Origin of the sequence: Streptococcus raffinosi (assembly GCF_030284685.1) — a bacterium.
In the GTDB taxonomy this organism is placed as follows: domain Bacteria; phylum Bacillota; class Bacilli; order Lactobacillales; family Streptococcaceae; genus Streptococcus; species Streptococcus raffinosi.
The window spans coordinates 63,419-80,385 of the sequence record NZ_JASUZV010000006.1 but is presented as its reverse complement, the minus strand read 5'-3'; the positions used below and the strand labels follow the sequence as shown (position 1 = coordinate 80,385).

Below are 16,967 nucleotides of genomic sequence, written 5' to 3'. Positions count from 1 at the left end.
CAGAGGGCTAGACTTCTTGGGAGATTTATGAAGAAAGAAAGTTTCACTGTCTGACTAAAGTCAAAGACTGTGAGTGCTACCGAACCAAGTTCAGCAATACTTATTAGGATGACTATAGTATAACTTGAGTTGCTTAAAGAAAGCTGAAGGGGTGTCTGGATAGCTCAACTGATAAATCTGACGCACATAATTATAAAACTCATTGGCATACACCACTCTGAACTCATTAGTCTGTTCAAATTTCAATTCAATTCCCCAAACACCCAAGAACAAAGCTGTAATGTTATAGTTCTCAGAACGGTTCGAACTTACAGAATTTGTCATGTAATCGCCTTTTTCTAAAAGATTATTGTAATTTATTCAAACTTGGAAAACTATTTCTAAGCTCTAATAATCTATTATAAATTCTATCTATTTTATTATTTTTAGTAAAATAAAGATTCAACAATAGATAATCTAACTTCCTATATGCGTAGTCAAATTTCATTTTACTATAGAATGATTTCACCTCCTCATTATTTAAATATTCTTGAGAGATAACTATTTTATAATAGTTATCTCGTTCAAAGACTTTTTTTATATTTTCCCCATCAGGGTGCACTATACCAATAATCTTTTTTGTATCAAATTCTTTTTTTGCTTGATTGCAATTTCGACAAGCAAATATAAGATTTTCGATGTGATCTACAGATTTTCCATTTGGAGATGTTTTCTGTAATTCATTAATAAAATGATCTAACTCATATTGAGGAGCTGAATTTATAGAGACTGGGACACCGCAGTAGCCACATTTTTGATGATAAATTTCTTGAAAAGTCTCATAATAATTGGAACATTTATTTTTGATTTTATCGTAATGTTTCCCCCGATTGTCATCTTTTATTGTTCGTTTATCGATTTTTTTTGCTAATAGATTTTTTTCTTGAATAATTTTTTTAACGTTAGCTTCTTCTTCTCCCACAAATCGGTAATCACTCATCCCTATCCTCCAAAACTTCTTGCTTTATAATATCTATTAGCTCATCGATTTTTTCGTCTGTCAGTTCTCTATACGATGTTATTTTATTAAGTAAATTTTGTGTTTTTTCAACAATCAATGATCCCTCATAAGCACCTTTGTTTAATTCTAACTCCTTTCCAATTCTTCTCATCTCTACTATTTCTTTTATTGCTTCTTCCATCGCAGGTTTTAAGGATTTATTATAAAAATCATTAGCATTTTCTTGAGAAGCCTTACCTTTAGAAGTAGCAAATTTATTTAAAACCCCATAATTTTCTAAATCCTTATTTTGAGTTATTACAATTACTTTTATAAAAGGATTTAAAATTCTTAAAACTAATTTAAATTCTTGACCAGTAAATTTTGAACCCGATTCTGCATATTCATTCTCAAATAACTTAGAATCAATCACAATGATATCAGATTCTAAAACTCTGTTGTCAGTCAATAATGATTCATAGTCTCTACTACTACTATCAAATTCTATTTCATTATAAGCGATTATGGTGTCATCTTTTCTAAAATCATATAGATATTCAACTAGTAACGGATCTAGTTTATCATCCACATATATTAATTTAATCTTATGTTTCATATCATACCCTCACTAGTAATTTTTATATGTCCATTTCCGCTTTTAAATTAAACCCTTTTGTTTCTCCATCAATACTAATATTGCCATTAAGCTTATAGACTGTGTTATTTACCATCCACATCCCTAAACCATGCCCATCTTCTCTAGTGCCTTCGTGAACATTTAATATTTTTGATGGATTATTTTTATATTTTTTATCAAGCCCTTCACCATTGTCAGAGTATTCAAGTAGTAATTTTCCTTTATTGTAATCAAAATCAACCGATATTTCTAACTCTTTTCTACATTCATTCACCTGCACACTATTAAGAATTAAGTTATCGAGTATAATCATTAAATAATCGTACGATATTATTATGATATCTTCACCGGTAAAATTAGTTTTAAAGTGAACCCAATTATACTGAGTTTTCCATTTTTCGACTATCTCCTCTACAAGAACTTCTAAGCTATATTCTCGTGGCTCAAATCTTTCTTTTTTATTCTCGTCTATAATAGTGTCAGAGAGATCCAAAACTTTTTCTAAGTCTTTTTTTAGATTTTTCAATAACGACGGAATATTCCTACTACTTGGAACTTCAGACTTAAGCTCTTCCCAATTATATTTTCTTCTTAAGATATCTTCAATTTTTTGAGGATTTACAGCAATTGTGTTTCTATTATTGTGTAATTCATGACTTAATGAACTTATTTTTAGTTGAACAGTAGCAAGAACATTTAACAACTGTGCCTCATAGCGATAATTTTCTTCAACTTCTAACTTTTCATACATAATATCATCAAATTTATTTTTATACTCTAAAAGTCTATTTCTCACTTCAACTAAATCTTGAATAGTTAATTCTTCGATAGACCTACTGTGATCAATAAAACTATCAATTTTATTTTCGATATCAACTTCTTTTATGACTGATGTTGAATCCTCTTTATCTTTTATTTTTTTGATATCTCTAATTATAGACTGTCTATAAGCTTCAAATTCCTCTAAAGCACTAACAACGATTTTCTTTAAAATTTTAAAATGAATATTTTGAACAATTCCCTGCCTATTTGAAATATCTTCAATACAGGCATTTTCTTCCTTATCAATTATAATGTAGCCAGATAATTGATTTCGACGAACTCTCCAAGAACCTGTTGGATGTGAAGCCGCAGCTGGTGAAGAAGATGAACGTTTTCCAAGTTCTAACCAGTCTGTTCTACCTTCAAAAGAATCTATACTAAAAGCATTTCTATATAAAATTACTCCCCCCTTAAATCTGTTTGATAAAGTATCATGTTTATATTCATATTTTTCTTTATCCACTTGAGTAACATTATTCAAACTAAAATATAATTCACCTTTGAACGAACCCACTTCTTTTAATAATTCTGCAATCATTTCGTCTGTTATATCTTTTTTATCAACGTCTTCTTCTTCAATTATTAATTTGGAAATTTCTTTTTTTAACTCATCAACCATATTTTGTTCAAAATGATACTCTTTTATATTTTTATTTGTCATTTTCCAGACAGAATCATTGAACTCGTCTAAAAGCACTTGACCATACAGTTTCTTATTTTTAGAATCATAATTTATTGTAATAGATTCAAGATAATTTTCCCCAATTTTGGGATTTGTCCAAATTAACTCAGTTTCCTCCTCTAAACTTTCTCCATTTTCTACTAAAAATATTATAGAAATTTTCATTTTACTATCTCTATAAGTCTTACTTATATAGTTTTTTAACGGTTTAATACTTTTTGATGACCATTTATCTCTTAATTCATTTATTTGAATTTTAGTTCCTTGACTAGCTATATTATAATCAATATCAATCTCTGAACTATTCCAATTGGTTTGCCAATGATAACCAACATCATTTTTCTTTTTAGTGAACATATCAACTGACTCACCTAATCTAGCTAAAGCAAATCTTCCAATCCCTTTTGATCCAGCAAAAATCCGTCCGGTATCAGAATCTTTATAATCTCTGGTACTTTTACCAACATGCATCCAGGCTTGCCTAATGTCATTTTCATTCATTCCAGAACCATCATCTATTATTTCAAGCATTAAGCGCCCAGTATTCTCAGATTTTTTAAAAATCAAGTTTAACTTATTAGATCCAGCATCATAAGCATTTTTTATTAATTCTAAAATAGCAGATTCTTTTGTTGAGAAATTATTTCTACCTAAAACCTCTGCAATAATATTATCTTCAACAATATAGTTAAGTTTATCACCCATTTTTTACTCCTCATCAAATAACTTTTTTGGGATTCTAATTTTTTTTAGATCGTTAGTGCTTATATTTTTGTATCCTGATGAATAATTCTTAGATATTCTTTTTAAATAATCAACTACAAGTTTTGAATTTAAATATTTTAGAATTTCATTGTAAGTTGACTCGCTCAAATCTTTTAAAAATACAATTGAAATCCCAGCCAATACAAAGCCAAAATTAATTTGTTTAAATGGAACATCTTCTAAATTAGCAACCTTCGGTATTATAATTTTTTGAGAATAATAATTCAGCATTCCCTGAGTCCGACCAAAATAAATACCATACTTTTCTTGAAAAGAATCATTTAATTCATTTCTTAAATAGTCATAAGTACATGGATAACTTTTACTAATTGTAATTATTTTCTGATTTCTGTCATCATAGGGAAAAATTATATAATATTTTCTATTAAGATTAGAAACCCGTACTCCCTTTTTTAAAATAGCTTTCTCAATAAGATACTGTCTAGATTTTTTTTCTATAACATACTGATCTTCCAAATCATCAACAATCTCTTCTTCAGCAATAATAAATACACTATCTTGTAAGGTGGCTAAGCCATTTTTTATATCTGCTATTTCTCCCAATAAGACGGAGTCTCCTCCTTCATATATAAATTTTTCATCATATAAATAATAAATTTCTTTGTTAAGCAGTTCATCATATGAATAACTCTTTAACTTAGTTTTATTTGAACTTACAATCTCTAAATTAGCATTTTCATTAGAAATAACCGTGATTGCTGTATATGTTGTTGCATCTTCAAAATTCAATAAATCACCATAATCAATTATTTTTTCAATGTATTTATTAGAGATTAATGTCTGAAGTAGTGTTTCAGCACCTCTAGCTCTCAAATAATTATTTGGAGTAATATAACTTATTTTTCCTTTTTTATTCCAGAGAGATAGTCCTAACTCAAAGAAATAATAATAGATATCAAAGTTAAATCGATTACAGAATTCGCTATGTTTCTTGAGTTTATCAACCATATATTTGTCCATATTTTTTCTTGAAATATATGGGGGATTACTAATAACATAATCGTATTTTTTTTGTTTATCAAATTTTTGATAATAATCTAACGCATCAAAAACATAAACATTCCAATTTACTGATAAATCATTGTAATATTTACTAACCAATCTATCGAGTCTTGAAATACATAGTTTAATAGCGTCTTCTCTAATATCAAACGCAGAAAAGTTACTTTCCAAATCCTTTTTTATTTTTTCTCGGCATTTATTTTGATTCTTTTTGAGAAACTCTTCAACAATTAAACAAAAAATATGTCCCTCTCCAACAGCAGGCTCAATTATTGTGAACTCTTTTGTATAGTCAATATCTAAATAATCAATCATATTTTTTGCTAATAATTTATTAGTGTAGTAGATGCCGTTTTTCTTTAAAAAATTTTGTTTCTCCATCACCTTATATCTCTGTTCATAATTATTATGTCTATTATACCAAAAAAAAAACACGGCATTCCACCGTGTTTCTTTGTTTATTTCACCAATTTCTTCATTTCTTCAATACGTACGACTGTTGCATCATATTTAGCTTGGTAGTCGGCTTGTTTGTCGCGTTCTTTTTGGACGACTTCTGGTTTGGCATTGGCTACAAAGCGCTCGTTAGAGAGTTTTTTACCAACCATGTCGAGTTCTTTTTGCCATTTGGCTAATTCTTTTTCAAGACGGGCCAATTCTTCTTCGACATTAAGAAGGTCAGCGAGTGGCAAGTAGATTTCTGCGCCTGTGATGATGCTTGACATAACCAAGTCAGGTACTTCGACATCTGCTGCAATTTCCAAGTGTTCTGGGTTTGTGAAGCGTTTGATGTAGTTGACGTTATCATTGAAGAAGGCATCGAGCTTGCTGTCACTAGTTTTAATCAAGATAGTGATTGGCTTGCTTGGCGCTACGTTAACTTCTGCACGTGAGTTACGGACTGAACGAATCACGTCTTTAAGAGCTTCAACGCCAGCTGCCGCTTCTTCGTTTTCAAATTCTGGACGAACCACTGGGTATTCAGCCGTCACGATAGTTCCTTCAGAGATTTGACCGTAGATTTCTTCGGTCACGAATGGCATGATTGGGTGAAGGAGACGCAAGATTTGGTCCAAGGTATAAAGAAGGACAGAACGAGTGATAACCTTTTCGTCTTCGTTATCGCTGTAAAGCACTTCCTTAGTCAACTCAACATACCAGTCCGCAAACTCGTCCCAGATGAAGTTATAGAGGATGTGACCAGCCACACCAAACTCAAACTTATCAAAGTTTTCAGTGACTTTACCGATTGTTTCGTTGAGGTTATGGAGAATCCAACGGTCTGTGACGTTTCCTGCTTGACCAGCAGCGACTTTAGCCACATTTTCACGTGCCGCATCAAGGGTCAATCCTTCATTATTCATGAGGATGTAACGAGAGATGTTCCAAATCTTGTTAATGAAATTCCATGAAGCATCCATTTTCTCGTAAGAGAAGCGCACGTCTTGCCCTGGTGCAGAACCGTTTGAAAGGAACCAACGAAGGGCATCGGCACCATATTTCTCGATAACATCCATTGGGTCAATCCCGTTACCGAGAGATTTAGACATCTTGCGTCCTTGCTCATCACGAATCAAACCGTGGATCAAGACATTCTTAAATGGTTGGCGTCCTGTAAATTCCAATGATTGGAAGATCATACGAGATACCCAGAAGAAGATGATATCGTAACCTGTTACCAAGGTTGAAGTTGGAAAGTAACGTTTGAAGTCTTCTGCTTCCACATCAGGCCAACCCATAGTTGAAAATGGCCAAAGGGCAGAACTAAACCAAGTATCCAAGACATCTTCGTCTTGTTTCCATCCGTCGCCTTCTGGTGCTTCTTCGCCAACGTACATTTCACCCTCAGCATTGTACCAAGCGGGGATTTGGTGACCCCACCAGAGCTGGCGAGAAATTACCCAGTCGTGGACATTTTCCATCCATTGGAGGAAGGTATCGTTGAAACGAGGTGGGTAGAAATCAACCTTATCGTCTGTGTCTTGGTTTGCGATGGCATTTTTGGCCAATTGATCCATCTTAACGAACCATTGAGTAGACAAACGTGGTTCAACAGGCACACCTGTACGCTCTGAGTGACCAACCGAGTGAGTCATCTTTTCGATTTCAACAAGGGCACCGATTTCTTCCAATTTCTTAACAACGGCCTTACGTGCTTCAAAGCGGTCCATACCGTTGAATTCGCCAGCCAATTCATTCATGGTACCATCATCGTTCATAACGTTGACTTGCGGAAGATTATGACGTTGACCAACCAAGAAGTCGTTAGGGTCATGAGCAGGAGTGATTTTAACCACACCAGTACCAAATTCAGGGTCAGCGTGTTCATCGCCAACGATTGGGATTGGTTTATTTAAGATTGGCAAGATAACATTTTTACCAATCAAGTCTTTATAACGGTCGTCATTTGGGTTAACGGCTACGGCAGTATCCCCAAACATGGTTTCAGGACGAGTTGTTGCCACCTCAAGGGCACGTGAACCGTCTTCTAACATGTAGTTCATGTGGTAGAAGGCGCCTTCCACATCCTTGTGAATGACTTCGATATCAGAGAGGGCTGTACGGGCTTTCGGATCCCAGTTGATGATAAATTCACCACGGTAGATCCAACCTTTTTTGTAAAGCTCTACAAAGACCTTACGAACGGCTTTTGAGAGACCTTCATCAAGGGTGAAGCGCTCACGAGAGTAATCCACCGAAATCCCCATCTTGCCCCATTGTTGCTTGATGGTTGAAGCATACTCGTCTTTCCATTCCCAGACTTTATCAAGGAATTTTTCACGGCCGAGGTCATAACGAGAAATACCACTTTCAGCCAAACGAGCTTCAACCTTGGCTTGGGTGGCAATACCCGCATGGTCCATTCCTGGAAGCCAAAGCGTATCGAAACCTTGCATCCGTTTTTGACGGATGATGATATCTTGCAAGGTTGTATCCCAGGCGTGACCAAGGTGAAGTTTACCAGTTACGTTTGGTGGTGGAATGACGATAGAATAAGGCTTGGCCTTTTTATCGCCTGAAGGCTTGAAAACATCTTCCTCAAGCCATTTTTGGTAACGACCAGCCTCAACCTCGGCTGGATTGTATTTAGGTGAAAGTTCTTTAGACATTATTTTTCCTCCTTTTGTGAATGTTTTTTCTATATTTATGATTATTTAAAACATTGGGTGTGATATTTCTAAATTCGTAATATCTATTATATTTATCTAGATAGAAATATTTTAACAACCAAATTATTACCCCACCAACAACTAATGATAGCATGAAGCAAAAGAGAATAATTAAAGTTGATGCAAGAAATTCGGCCATCCAATCAGCTGATGGATTTATAAATTTAGCTAATTCCAATTTTATACTCAAACCCGAAATAATTTCAATTAACTTTGGAATAATACTCAGCATTAATAAAGTAAGAAAGCCATATAGTTGAATTCGATAGAGATGTCTATCCATTTTCTCAGTTCTTATTGGTTTTTTCTTATATCTTTTTGTATCAAACTGAGAATCTATTTTCCCTATTAGGCTAGGAATTAATATTGGTAAAAACCAGGTTAAAGCACTTATTAATTCATTTTCAACTTGATTAAATGTCGCTAGCACCAATATACAAATTGTTCCAGTTAACCAAGAAGCTACCACTTCTTTTATATCTTTTGCTCCATATTTAATTTGATTATAAAACACCCTCCAACATATTAAATAAGATACTATAAAGAAAAAGAATATGAAGATATCCAATATCAAATTTGGTTTAAATCTAAGTACTCTGGAAATAAAATAATAAAGATAGATAAAAAGCCAAAGAAACGAAGCAATAAACATTGTAGCATGTACATTCCATAGTGTTTTTCCTTTAGGAATATATATTTTATTTACATTCTTAAATATTTTAATCGACACTATAGTTTTTATGAAGGAATATATAAACGGAAGTATTATAATTAATAAAATACTTATCCAATTACTCATCTGAGCTCCACTTATTTTATGACGTTTCATAAAGTAGCTTAAAATTGATTCAACTTGATCTAAATGATATAAAATAAATATTAATATCCCACAAAAGATTGTATCCCACATATTCATGAAAGCTAAAACTTCAGTGCTTTCTGTAAGAAACTCCTTAATTTTTTTAAGCCAAGTTGTAAAATGAAATATACATATCAGTGTCAATGCAAATTGAAAAAGAATTAAAAACTTGAGTTTAGTGAACAAGAACATAATTAAAGATACAATGGAAATAATCCAATATGCAAAAAAAACTATCTTTAACAAGTTATTTTTAGAGAGATATTTAAAATAAAAACCTATCAAGAATAAAAAAATGCTTATCTCTAGAATTAAAAGTACAGTATCCTTACTAATTAGCAAACTTAGTAAAGCGGCAGGAATTACTATTCCTAAAATAGAAACAAAAAACAGTATTGGAAAATAAGCAAGGGTATTCATAAGTATTTTCCAAATTATAACCAAAAAAATCCGCAATCTAACTTTTGCCTTTTCATAAAACATTATCAAATATCCCCCAAGTTTAGTAACTATTTTTCACCTCCCACTCACTCTTCAGCAAGCCATATATCAAATCATCACAGCGATTGCCTTGGGCATCTTTGCGGTCTCGGATACGAGCTTCAAGAGTAAAGCCAAGTTTTTCCGCAACTCGTTGACTTTGGACATTGTAGCCAAAGCAAGTCAGCTCAATCTTGTGAAGATCCAGTTCTTTGAAAGCTAGGTCAATCAAAGCACGCGCTGCTTCTGGCACATAACCTCGCCCCCAATAATCTGGGTGCAAGGTATAGCCAATCTCAAGCACATCATCTTCGTGTCGATGGTTGAAATCAACAGAACCGATAATCTTATCAGTCCCTTTGACCACAATCCCATAGCCTGCTGGAAGATTTTCTTTTTGATTGCGCTCGGGAAGGATATGTTCTAGGTAATAGATTTCATCTTCCAAGGTCTTGACGGGTGGAAAACCAGCTGGGTAGGAGACTTCTGGACGACTGGCAAAGTCAAAGATTGCCTCTGCATCCGCCAATGTACGATTACGTAAGATCAGTCGCTCCGTTTCGATTCGTTCTGGTAATTCAGCTCTTGTCATCCTTCCTCCTTGCTTTCTTGATAAAGCTTCCCATGGGGTCGACACGATTATCTAGATAGCGATAGACACGTTTATGACCATCTCCCATAAAGTAAGTCGGTGCAAAAGAATCATTACGGAAATGTCCCTTGTCATCTAGCAAACCAGGATCAGCAAGGCGGTCTAGAATCTTAGCAAAGATATGGCAGATACCATCTTCCTCAATAATTCTGTCAATCTTACAATCCAGAACGACTGGACAAGCATCCAGCATAGGTGCTTGTGTCAAATCAGAAGGTTGAAAATCTATGCCGAGTTTAGCAATCTTCTCACGATGACTAATAAAACCAGCCTGCTCCATCTCCAGCATAAAACTTTCATCAGGAATATTCACTGTGAACTTCTGATAATGCTTAATCTGGTCTGCCGCATTTTCCTCGCTACCAACCCCGATGATGAGCCAATCTCCTAGACTATAGGAAGAACTACAAGTCGTCACATTATAGCCATGTGTCTGGTCCTGGTAACCCAAGATAAAAATTGGAAAACCATAGTACAATTTACTGGTCTCAAAAGATTGCTTCATGTCACCCTCCTTTAAATAGGAACGTAGACCTCGCTTGCGCTCCGTCTGCATCGATATCTCTAAATTCTCCTGTGACCTTCGGTCTTGGTTCTTTAAAAGGTATAGAAAATCCCTGCCATAACTATGACAGGGACGAATGTGTATCCGCGGTACCACCCAATTTTGAGTGGCAACCACTCACAGCTTTCTTGATTCAATTTGACCATCAGCAACCAGCTTTGACATTTGTGCGGATTTCTCAGTACCACCGCTTCCTGTGACAAATGGGCTTCAAAGCACCTCTGAATGGTCTTATTTTATCACAATTTTAAGACCAAGACAAATGAAATTGTGATGGAAATCTTATTGATTTTTGAATTTGAAAGTATGTCCTCTGTCTTACTTTTCCTCACAATTTTCAATGGCTACTATTACCTTTCATGACAAGTTCTAACTTTGCTTGGCTTTCCAAATATCTCTTACGGTAAGTTATTGCCATCGTTTTATACTCTTCGGAGGTCATTTTATAAAAATCAGCTTCTTCTTTGTAAGATTCTACAAACTTTTTGTAACAATCGATATCTTTCATCGGATTCTTAATAATCTTATCTATCAACATATAAATCCCTAAAAATACACCACCAAGAATCACCCCAAGAAAATAGGGCGCCACAAGAAATGATTTAATTAACTCCATGAAGTTCACCATCACTTTCCTTCAAAATCCTTCTGAAAATGTTCTTTATGAACTTTTAATTCAAGCCCACAAACATCTTTGAGCTTTTTCCCAGCTGCAACTCGTCTTTGATGTGCTCTTATTAAAACATGTTCGGACTGTGTATGACTAATAAAATAACACAATAGCAGGTAAGTAACTATAACCCCTAACATCATAGTAATTATCCTAACCACCAAGAAAATCATCTCTCTACTCCTCTCTTAAGGAACTTGCTGAAACCATTGTAACAAAACATCGGCTAAAATCGAGACCTTTTTCACAAGGAATGGCTCCTTTATAATAAATAAAGGTTTTGACTTTATTTTAAGTACAAGAACGATGGTATTTTAGTTATTTTAAGACAGATAATCTACATTCTAGATAACTTTATTTTCCATAAGAAAAATCCCTGTCTTTCGACAAGGATTTCATCTTATTTTTCTTCCTTAGCTCTTTCTTCTTCAAGCCATTTTTCATAGCTTTCGAGTAGATTAATAGCCATTTGAGTGGCTAAGGCTAGTGAGAAGGCTTCGGTGCCTTCGGTCGTTTCATCTTGAACTTCCAGTTTACTTTCTTCGTAAATGGCTTTGAGAGCCTTGTTGCTAAGCGTGTCTTTAAATGCTTGAAATTCTTTCATGGTCAAAGCCTCCTTGATTCTGGGTAAATTTCGAAAATGCTGTTACCGTTTTCACCTTAAGTTTACACCATTTCAGAGAAAATGCAAAGACTTCTGCTAACAACTACGGAAGGTTTTCAGACAACTAAAAAGCTATTGGGCTGGGGTTGCAGCGCTTCCTGAGATGTACTCTGTTGTGTAGGCGACGATAGCTCCTGACTCGGCATTAACTGCGTATTTATAACGTAGACCACTAGCTGCGTAATCAAAACTGATATTATAAACCTTACCGTCTCCTTCAGTCTTCAAATCTGTCGTCAAGTTCGTAACAGAACCAGCAGCTAAGCCGGCATGATTAAGGGCTGTAGTTTGAGCAGCATCTTTAGATACCGGTGGGGTATCTTTGTCTTCGCTAGGCTGTGTCTTGTCTTTATCGTCATCACTCTTTTGAGCATCATCTTCATCATTAGATGTTGGATGGTCGCTCTTCTGATTCAAAATAGACCCAGATTGACCATCAATGGTGTAAACAAAGTGGTTGTCTGGTGTTGTGAAACTAACCTTATAACTGCCACGCAAGCCTGTACGTGTTTTTGAGACTGTCGACTGAGAAATCTCAGAAGCTTTAACACCTGCATTTTTGTAGGCAACATCTGCTGCATCTTGTTCTGACAAGCGGTAACCTGAACCGTTATAGATAAACAGGGCTGCAGCGATGACAACTGGGATAGCAAGTAGGAACACATAGCCCACAAGCTTTTTCATTTTTCGCATAAAATTCTCCGCTATTTTAATCTAATACTACTATTATATCTTAAAGTTCTAAAATTGTCAGATAAACTTGGTCTTTTTTTCATAACAAACTCATAAAAAAGTCATAAGAAGTTCCTGACAGACATCAGGAACTTCTACGAATAGTTACTAATTGACCGGCCACAAAGACCAAGATAGCTATCCAGATAAAGATAAACCCCTTCAATTCTCCCACAGTAACAGTCTCACCAAAAATGAGAATAGCCACAAGCAGTTGAATGGTAGGATTAAGGTACTGGATAAAGCCGATAAGATTAAGCGGTGCCCTTTTAACTGCCTCAGAGAAGCAGAGGAGGGGAACAGCTGTCACCACACCTGAGATGGCTAGGAGAAACATTTCCATGCTTGAATATGAGGAAAATGACTCTGGTGAAAAGAAGGCCAAATAGACTGCTACAAAGGGAAGAAGAAAACCGCTTTCCACTAGCATAGCCACATCACTAGACAACTTGACCCCCTTCTTGATCAAGCCATAAAAACCAAAACTCAGGGCTAAGCCTAAAGAAACCATGGGAAGTTTTCCTGTATTAAGAACAAGAACCAATACTCCTATAAAAGCTAAAACTACTGCTGCCCACATGGTTCTGCTCAGAGATTCTCGAAGAAAAATGAGAGCAAACAGGATAGAAATAATAGGCATAATATAATAACCTAAACTAGCTTGTGTCGCTTGCCCATGACCCACAGCATAGATATAAATCAACCAGTTGGCTGCTATGAGAAAGCTGGCAAGCAGCATACGAAGCAAGGCCTTCTTATCCAGCCAAAGTCCTACAAGTTCGACTTTAAAACGTGTATTTTGTTTAGCTATTAGCGCATAACCCAGCATGGTCACTACAGTAAAGACAATCCGCCATGAGAAGGTGTTATAGGCTGAAACACCTGCTAAAAGTTTCCAAAAAAGGGATAAAAATCCCCATTGAATATAGGTTGCTAGTCCAAAGAGCAACCCTTGATTCTTTCTAGTCAACGACAACACCTGCTTTATCCACAGATAGGATGAAGGTTTCACCGTCTAATCCAAGACCATCGATAGCTGCTTTGAAGGCTGCAGACTTGTCCTTGGGTGTCAGAGTCATTACTGTTGGACCAGCACCTGATAGATAGGTTGCATAGGCACCGTATTGGCCTGACAATTCCTTAATGGTCGCAAATTCCTTGACCAATTTTTGGCGGTAGCGTTCGTGGAACATGTCTCCTTGAATGGCACGTCCCGCTTTAATCAAATCCCCTGCAAAGAGCGCAGCAATAGCAACATTGGCAATGGATGATGCAGCTACAGCTTCTTTGTAAGACAAGTCACTTGGAAGCACCCCACGTGAAGCAGAGGTCTTGAGTTCATAGCTCGGAATAAAGGCCACAAAGGCACACTCTGGAAAATCTGCCACGATGCTATTAACATGTTCATCCACATAAGAGGCTACAACAAGATTTCCAAAGATAGCTGGGGCAACATTGTCTGGGTGGCCTTCAATCTTGGTTGCAATATCAAGTTTATCATCGTCCGAGAGCTTCAGATCTGCCAACTGATTGGCTAACTCAATCCCTGCGACAATAACAGAGCTTGAAGAACCAAGCCCACGCGCCAAGGGAATATCTGATGTCATCACCAATTTATGGGGATGCAAATCAGACTTAACTTGCAAGGCTGTTGAAATAAGGAGGTTGTTTTCATCTGACGGAATATCTCCCAAATCATGTTCAATATGCCACGCGTCAGAAGGTTCAAGCACTTCGATTGTCAAATATTTAGAAACGGCAACACCCACAGAGTCAAAGCCTGGACCAATATTGGCAGATGTTGCTGGAACAGTAATTTTCATAATAATACACCAAAAGGAGGAAAGCCATCAGCGACTTTTCTCCTTGATACCTTTCTTATACGCACCAATACGGGCTTATCAATTAGTTAGACAAAACTTTCAATGTATTAACAACAGTGAAGTCTTCTGCTGCTTCAAGTTTCTCAGTAACCGCTTGGAGTTGTGTCTTAGACATAGCATGTGTAATCACAACGATACGAGCTGTTGTGCCATTTGCTTTTTGTTGCAAGACTTGTTCAAATGAAATATCTTCTGAGTTGAAGATTTGAGACAAGTGAAGGATTTTTCCTTTTTCGTCTGGCGTATCAAGGGCAAAGTAATAGTTGCTCTTAACGTCCGCTGGATTAGCCAACGGCAAGTCACGACGGAACTCGTTGAATGGTTTTCCAACATTGCCATCTGAAAGACGACGAGCAATACGGATAATGTCTGCCAAAACAGATGTTGCTGTTGGTTTTTGACCAGCACCTGGACCGTAATACATTGATTCGCCAATACCGATAGATTCAACAAAGACTGCATTCATAACATCGTTGACACTAGCAAGTGGGTGATTTTTTGGCAAGAATGTTGGTGATACTTCTGCTGAAATCCCTGATTCTACTTCACGCACATCACCAACCAATTTGATGACATAACCCAACTCTTGAGCAACAGCCACATCATCTGTAGAGATGTTCGTAATTCCCTTGTGAGACACATCGTCAAAATCAATTGTAGCACCAAAACCAAATTGGCTTAGGATAACGGCTTTATAAGCAGCGTCAATACCTTCAACATCGTTGGTTGGATCACTTTCAGCATAACCAAGTTCTTGAGCAGTCTTGAGGGCATCTTCGTATGACCAACCTTCGTCAACCATCTTAGTCATCATAAAGTTAGATGTTCCGTTGAGCACACCAAGGATACGTGTCACCTTGTCAGATGTCAAAGAGTTAGCCAAAGTGCGCAAAATTGGAATACCACCAGCTACGGCAGCTTCGTAGTAGAAAGCCACACCCTTATCTTGAGCAAGGGTAATCAACTCTTTTCCATGAGTGGCAATCAAGTCCTTATTGGCAGAAACAACGTTTTTACCAGCTTCGAGCGCTTTAGTGATGAAGGTGCGGGCTGGCTCGATACGTCCCATCAATTCGACCACGATTTGAATGTCATCGTCATTAAGGATTTCGTCAACATTTGTGACAAAATTGTAGTCGTTACCAGCAGCAAGAAGTCGATTTTTTTCCTCGTCATCTTTAACCAAAACTTTTGCAATTTCAAGCTGATCACGTGAGGCTGCAAGAACCTTTTCACCATTTTCCTGCAAGAGGAAAGGAATACCACTAGCTACTGTACCAAAGCCAAGTAATCCAATTTTAATAGACATTTACGATTTCTCCTTAAAAACATACATTTTTTTAATTGTACCATATTTCTGTCGGAATTGACAGAATATTGTTGCCATTTAAGGTGGCAAGTATCCTTTTTTACTGAAAATTCTGTGCAATTCTACCTTAATTTTGTTAAAATAATAGTTAGACCTATTTGAAAGGGGATACAATGACTTTTCAAGCTCAAAAATCAACCAAACCTAAACGAAAGAAGATGAATTTTCTTCTACTTGTCATAAATCTGGTACTTCTCGGTATCTTGGCCGTTTTTATGTTAAACCGTCCAAACCAGTCGAAAACCAATCAAAAACAAGCCCAGACGAGTCAGTCTAAGAGTACAGCCAATTGGAAGACCTATGACGATCCTGTTCAAATTCCTATCCTCATGTACCATGCTGTTCACGTTATGGATCCATCTGAGGCCTCTAACGCCAACCTGATTGTTGCTCCGGACAATTTTGAAGCACAAATCAAGGCCATGGTAGATGCAGGTTACTATTTCCTAACTCCTGAAGAAGCCTACAAGGCCTTGACTGAAAATGCACTACCTGCTAAGAAGGTTGTCTGGCTAACCTTTGACGATGGTAACGAAGACTTCTATACGATTGCCTATCCTATTCTCAAAAAATACAAGGCTAAAGCAACCAATAATATTATCACTGGCTTTGTCAAGAAAGGGAACGCTGGAAATCTCACTGTTAAACAGATGAAAGAAATGATGGCACACGGCATGAGCTTCCAATCTCATACGGTTAACCACCCTGATTTGTCTGTCAATGACAAGGCAACGCAAAAGGCTGAATTAACGGATTCTATTGACTTTCTTGAGGATAAACTCAATACCAAGGTTAATACCATTGCTTATCCGTCAGGTCGCTACAACCAAACGACCTTGGACTTGGCTAAGAAAACTTACAAGTTAGGACTGACTACAAACGAAGGACTGGCTAGTGCTAAGGATGGTCTTCTCTCACTTAATCGTGTCCGCATCCTACCAACAACAACCTCTAAAGGACTTCTCAGCGAGATTGCTACTGACAATAAGTAAAAGAAATCACTTGATTAACGGTC

15 protein-coding genes and 1 pseudogene are annotated in these 16,967 nt (G+C 36.3%); 1 reads left to right on the top strand and 15 read right to left on the bottom strand.

Annotated features, from left to right (window positions below; genetic code table 11):
* Positions 1 to 150 precede the first annotated feature (150 nt).
* The 15 genes and pseudogenes from QRD39_RS05305 to QRD39_RS05235 all read right to left on the bottom strand — a co-directional run.
* Positions 151 to 324: pseudogene (locus QRD39_RS05305) on the bottom strand (DNA (cytosine-5-)-methyltransferase); the annotation flags it as partial.
* Positions 325 to 346: 22 nt separating this feature from the next.
* Entirely contained in the window at positions 347 to 979 is a 633-nt protein-coding gene (locus tag QRD39_RS05300) for an HNH endonuclease (RefSeq protein ID WP_285955909.1), read from the bottom strand.
* Positions 972 to 1,595: a hypothetical protein gene (locus QRD39_RS05295; RefSeq protein WP_285955908.1), complete on the bottom strand. Its 624-nt coding sequence runs from the start codon at positions 1,593 to 1,595 to the stop codon at positions 972 to 974. The genes QRD39_RS05300 and QRD39_RS05295 overlap by 8 nt, the downstream gene beginning before the upstream one ends.
* A gap of 22 nt (positions 1,596 to 1,617) precedes the next feature.
* A complete protein-coding gene (locus tag QRD39_RS05290) occupies positions 1,618 to 3,825 on the bottom strand; it encodes a sensor histidine kinase (RefSeq protein ID WP_285955907.1) in 2,208 nt (735 codons plus the stop codon).
* 3 nt (positions 3,826 to 3,828) lie between these two features.
* Positions 3,829 to 5,289 carry an Eco57I restriction-modification methylase domain-containing protein gene (locus QRD39_RS05285; RefSeq protein WP_285955906.1) on the bottom strand — a complete coding sequence of 487 codons (1,461 nt, stop codon included), beginning with the start codon at positions 5,287 to 5,289 and terminating at the stop codon, positions 3,829 to 3,831.
* Positions 5,290 to 5,366: 77 nt separating this feature from the next.
* On the bottom strand, positions 5,367 to 8,018 hold the full coding sequence (locus QRD39_RS05280; protein ID WP_285955905.1) for a valine--tRNA ligase: 2,652 nt from the start codon (positions 8,016 to 8,018) through the stop codon (positions 5,367 to 5,369).
* Entirely contained in the window at positions 8,011 to 9,420 is a 1,410-nt protein-coding gene (locus QRD39_RS05275; RefSeq protein WP_050787991.1) for a hypothetical protein, read from the bottom strand. The genes QRD39_RS05280 and QRD39_RS05275 overlap by 8 nt, the downstream gene beginning before the upstream one ends.
* Positions 9,421 to 9,439: 19 nt before the next feature.
* Positions 9,440 to 10,009 (bottom strand): GNAT family N-acetyltransferase, encoded by a 570-nt coding sequence (locus tag QRD39_RS05270; RefSeq protein ID WP_285955904.1) that lies wholly within the window; start codon positions 10,007 to 10,009, stop codon positions 9,440 to 9,442.
* Entirely contained in the window at positions 9,996 to 10,574 is a 579-nt protein-coding gene (locus QRD39_RS05265) for a flavin reductase family protein (protein WP_285955903.1), read from the bottom strand. Before QRD39_RS05265 ends, QRD39_RS05270 begins: the two co-directional genes overlap by 14 nt.
* 397 nt (positions 10,575 to 10,971) lie before the next feature.
* A complete protein-coding gene (locus tag QRD39_RS05260) occupies positions 10,972 to 11,250 on the bottom strand; it encodes a hypothetical protein (RefSeq protein ID WP_285955902.1) in 279 nt (92 codons plus the stop codon).
* Between the two features lie 454 nt (positions 11,251 to 11,704).
* Entirely contained in the window at positions 11,705 to 11,908 is a 204-nt protein-coding gene (locus QRD39_RS05255; protein ID WP_021152244.1) for a hypothetical protein, read from the bottom strand.
* 132 nt (positions 11,909 to 12,040) lie between these two features.
* On the bottom strand, positions 12,041 to 12,661 hold the full coding sequence (locus QRD39_RS05250; RefSeq protein ID WP_285955901.1) for a PepSY domain-containing protein: 621 nt from the start codon (positions 12,659 to 12,661) through the stop codon (positions 12,041 to 12,043).
* Positions 12,662 to 12,785: 124 nt separating this feature from the next.
* A complete protein-coding gene (gene rarD / locus QRD39_RS05245) occupies positions 12,786 to 13,670 on the bottom strand; it encodes an EamA family transporter RarD (RefSeq protein ID WP_285955900.1) in 885 nt (294 codons plus the stop codon).
* Positions 13,663 to 14,523 carry a homoserine kinase gene (thrB, locus tag QRD39_RS05240; protein ID WP_285955899.1) on the bottom strand — a complete coding sequence of 287 codons (861 nt, stop codon included), beginning with the start codon at positions 14,521 to 14,523 and terminating at the stop codon, positions 13,663 to 13,665. The genes rarD and thrB overlap by 8 nt, the downstream gene beginning before the upstream one ends.
* An 82-nt stretch (positions 14,524 to 14,605) precedes the next feature.
* A complete protein-coding gene (locus QRD39_RS05235) occupies positions 14,606 to 15,892 on the bottom strand; it encodes a homoserine dehydrogenase (RefSeq protein ID WP_008533947.1) in 1,287 nt (428 codons plus the stop codon).
* Positions 15,893 to 16,065: 173 nt separating this feature from the next.
* On the opposite strand from QRD39_RS05235, the gene QRD39_RS05230 reads away from it, so the two are divergent.
* Positions 16,066 to 16,944: a polysaccharide deacetylase family protein gene (locus QRD39_RS05230; protein ID WP_285955898.1), complete on the top strand. Its 879-nt coding sequence runs from the start codon at positions 16,066 to 16,068 to the stop codon at positions 16,942 to 16,944.
* Positions 16,945 to 16,967: the final 23 nt, after the last annotated feature.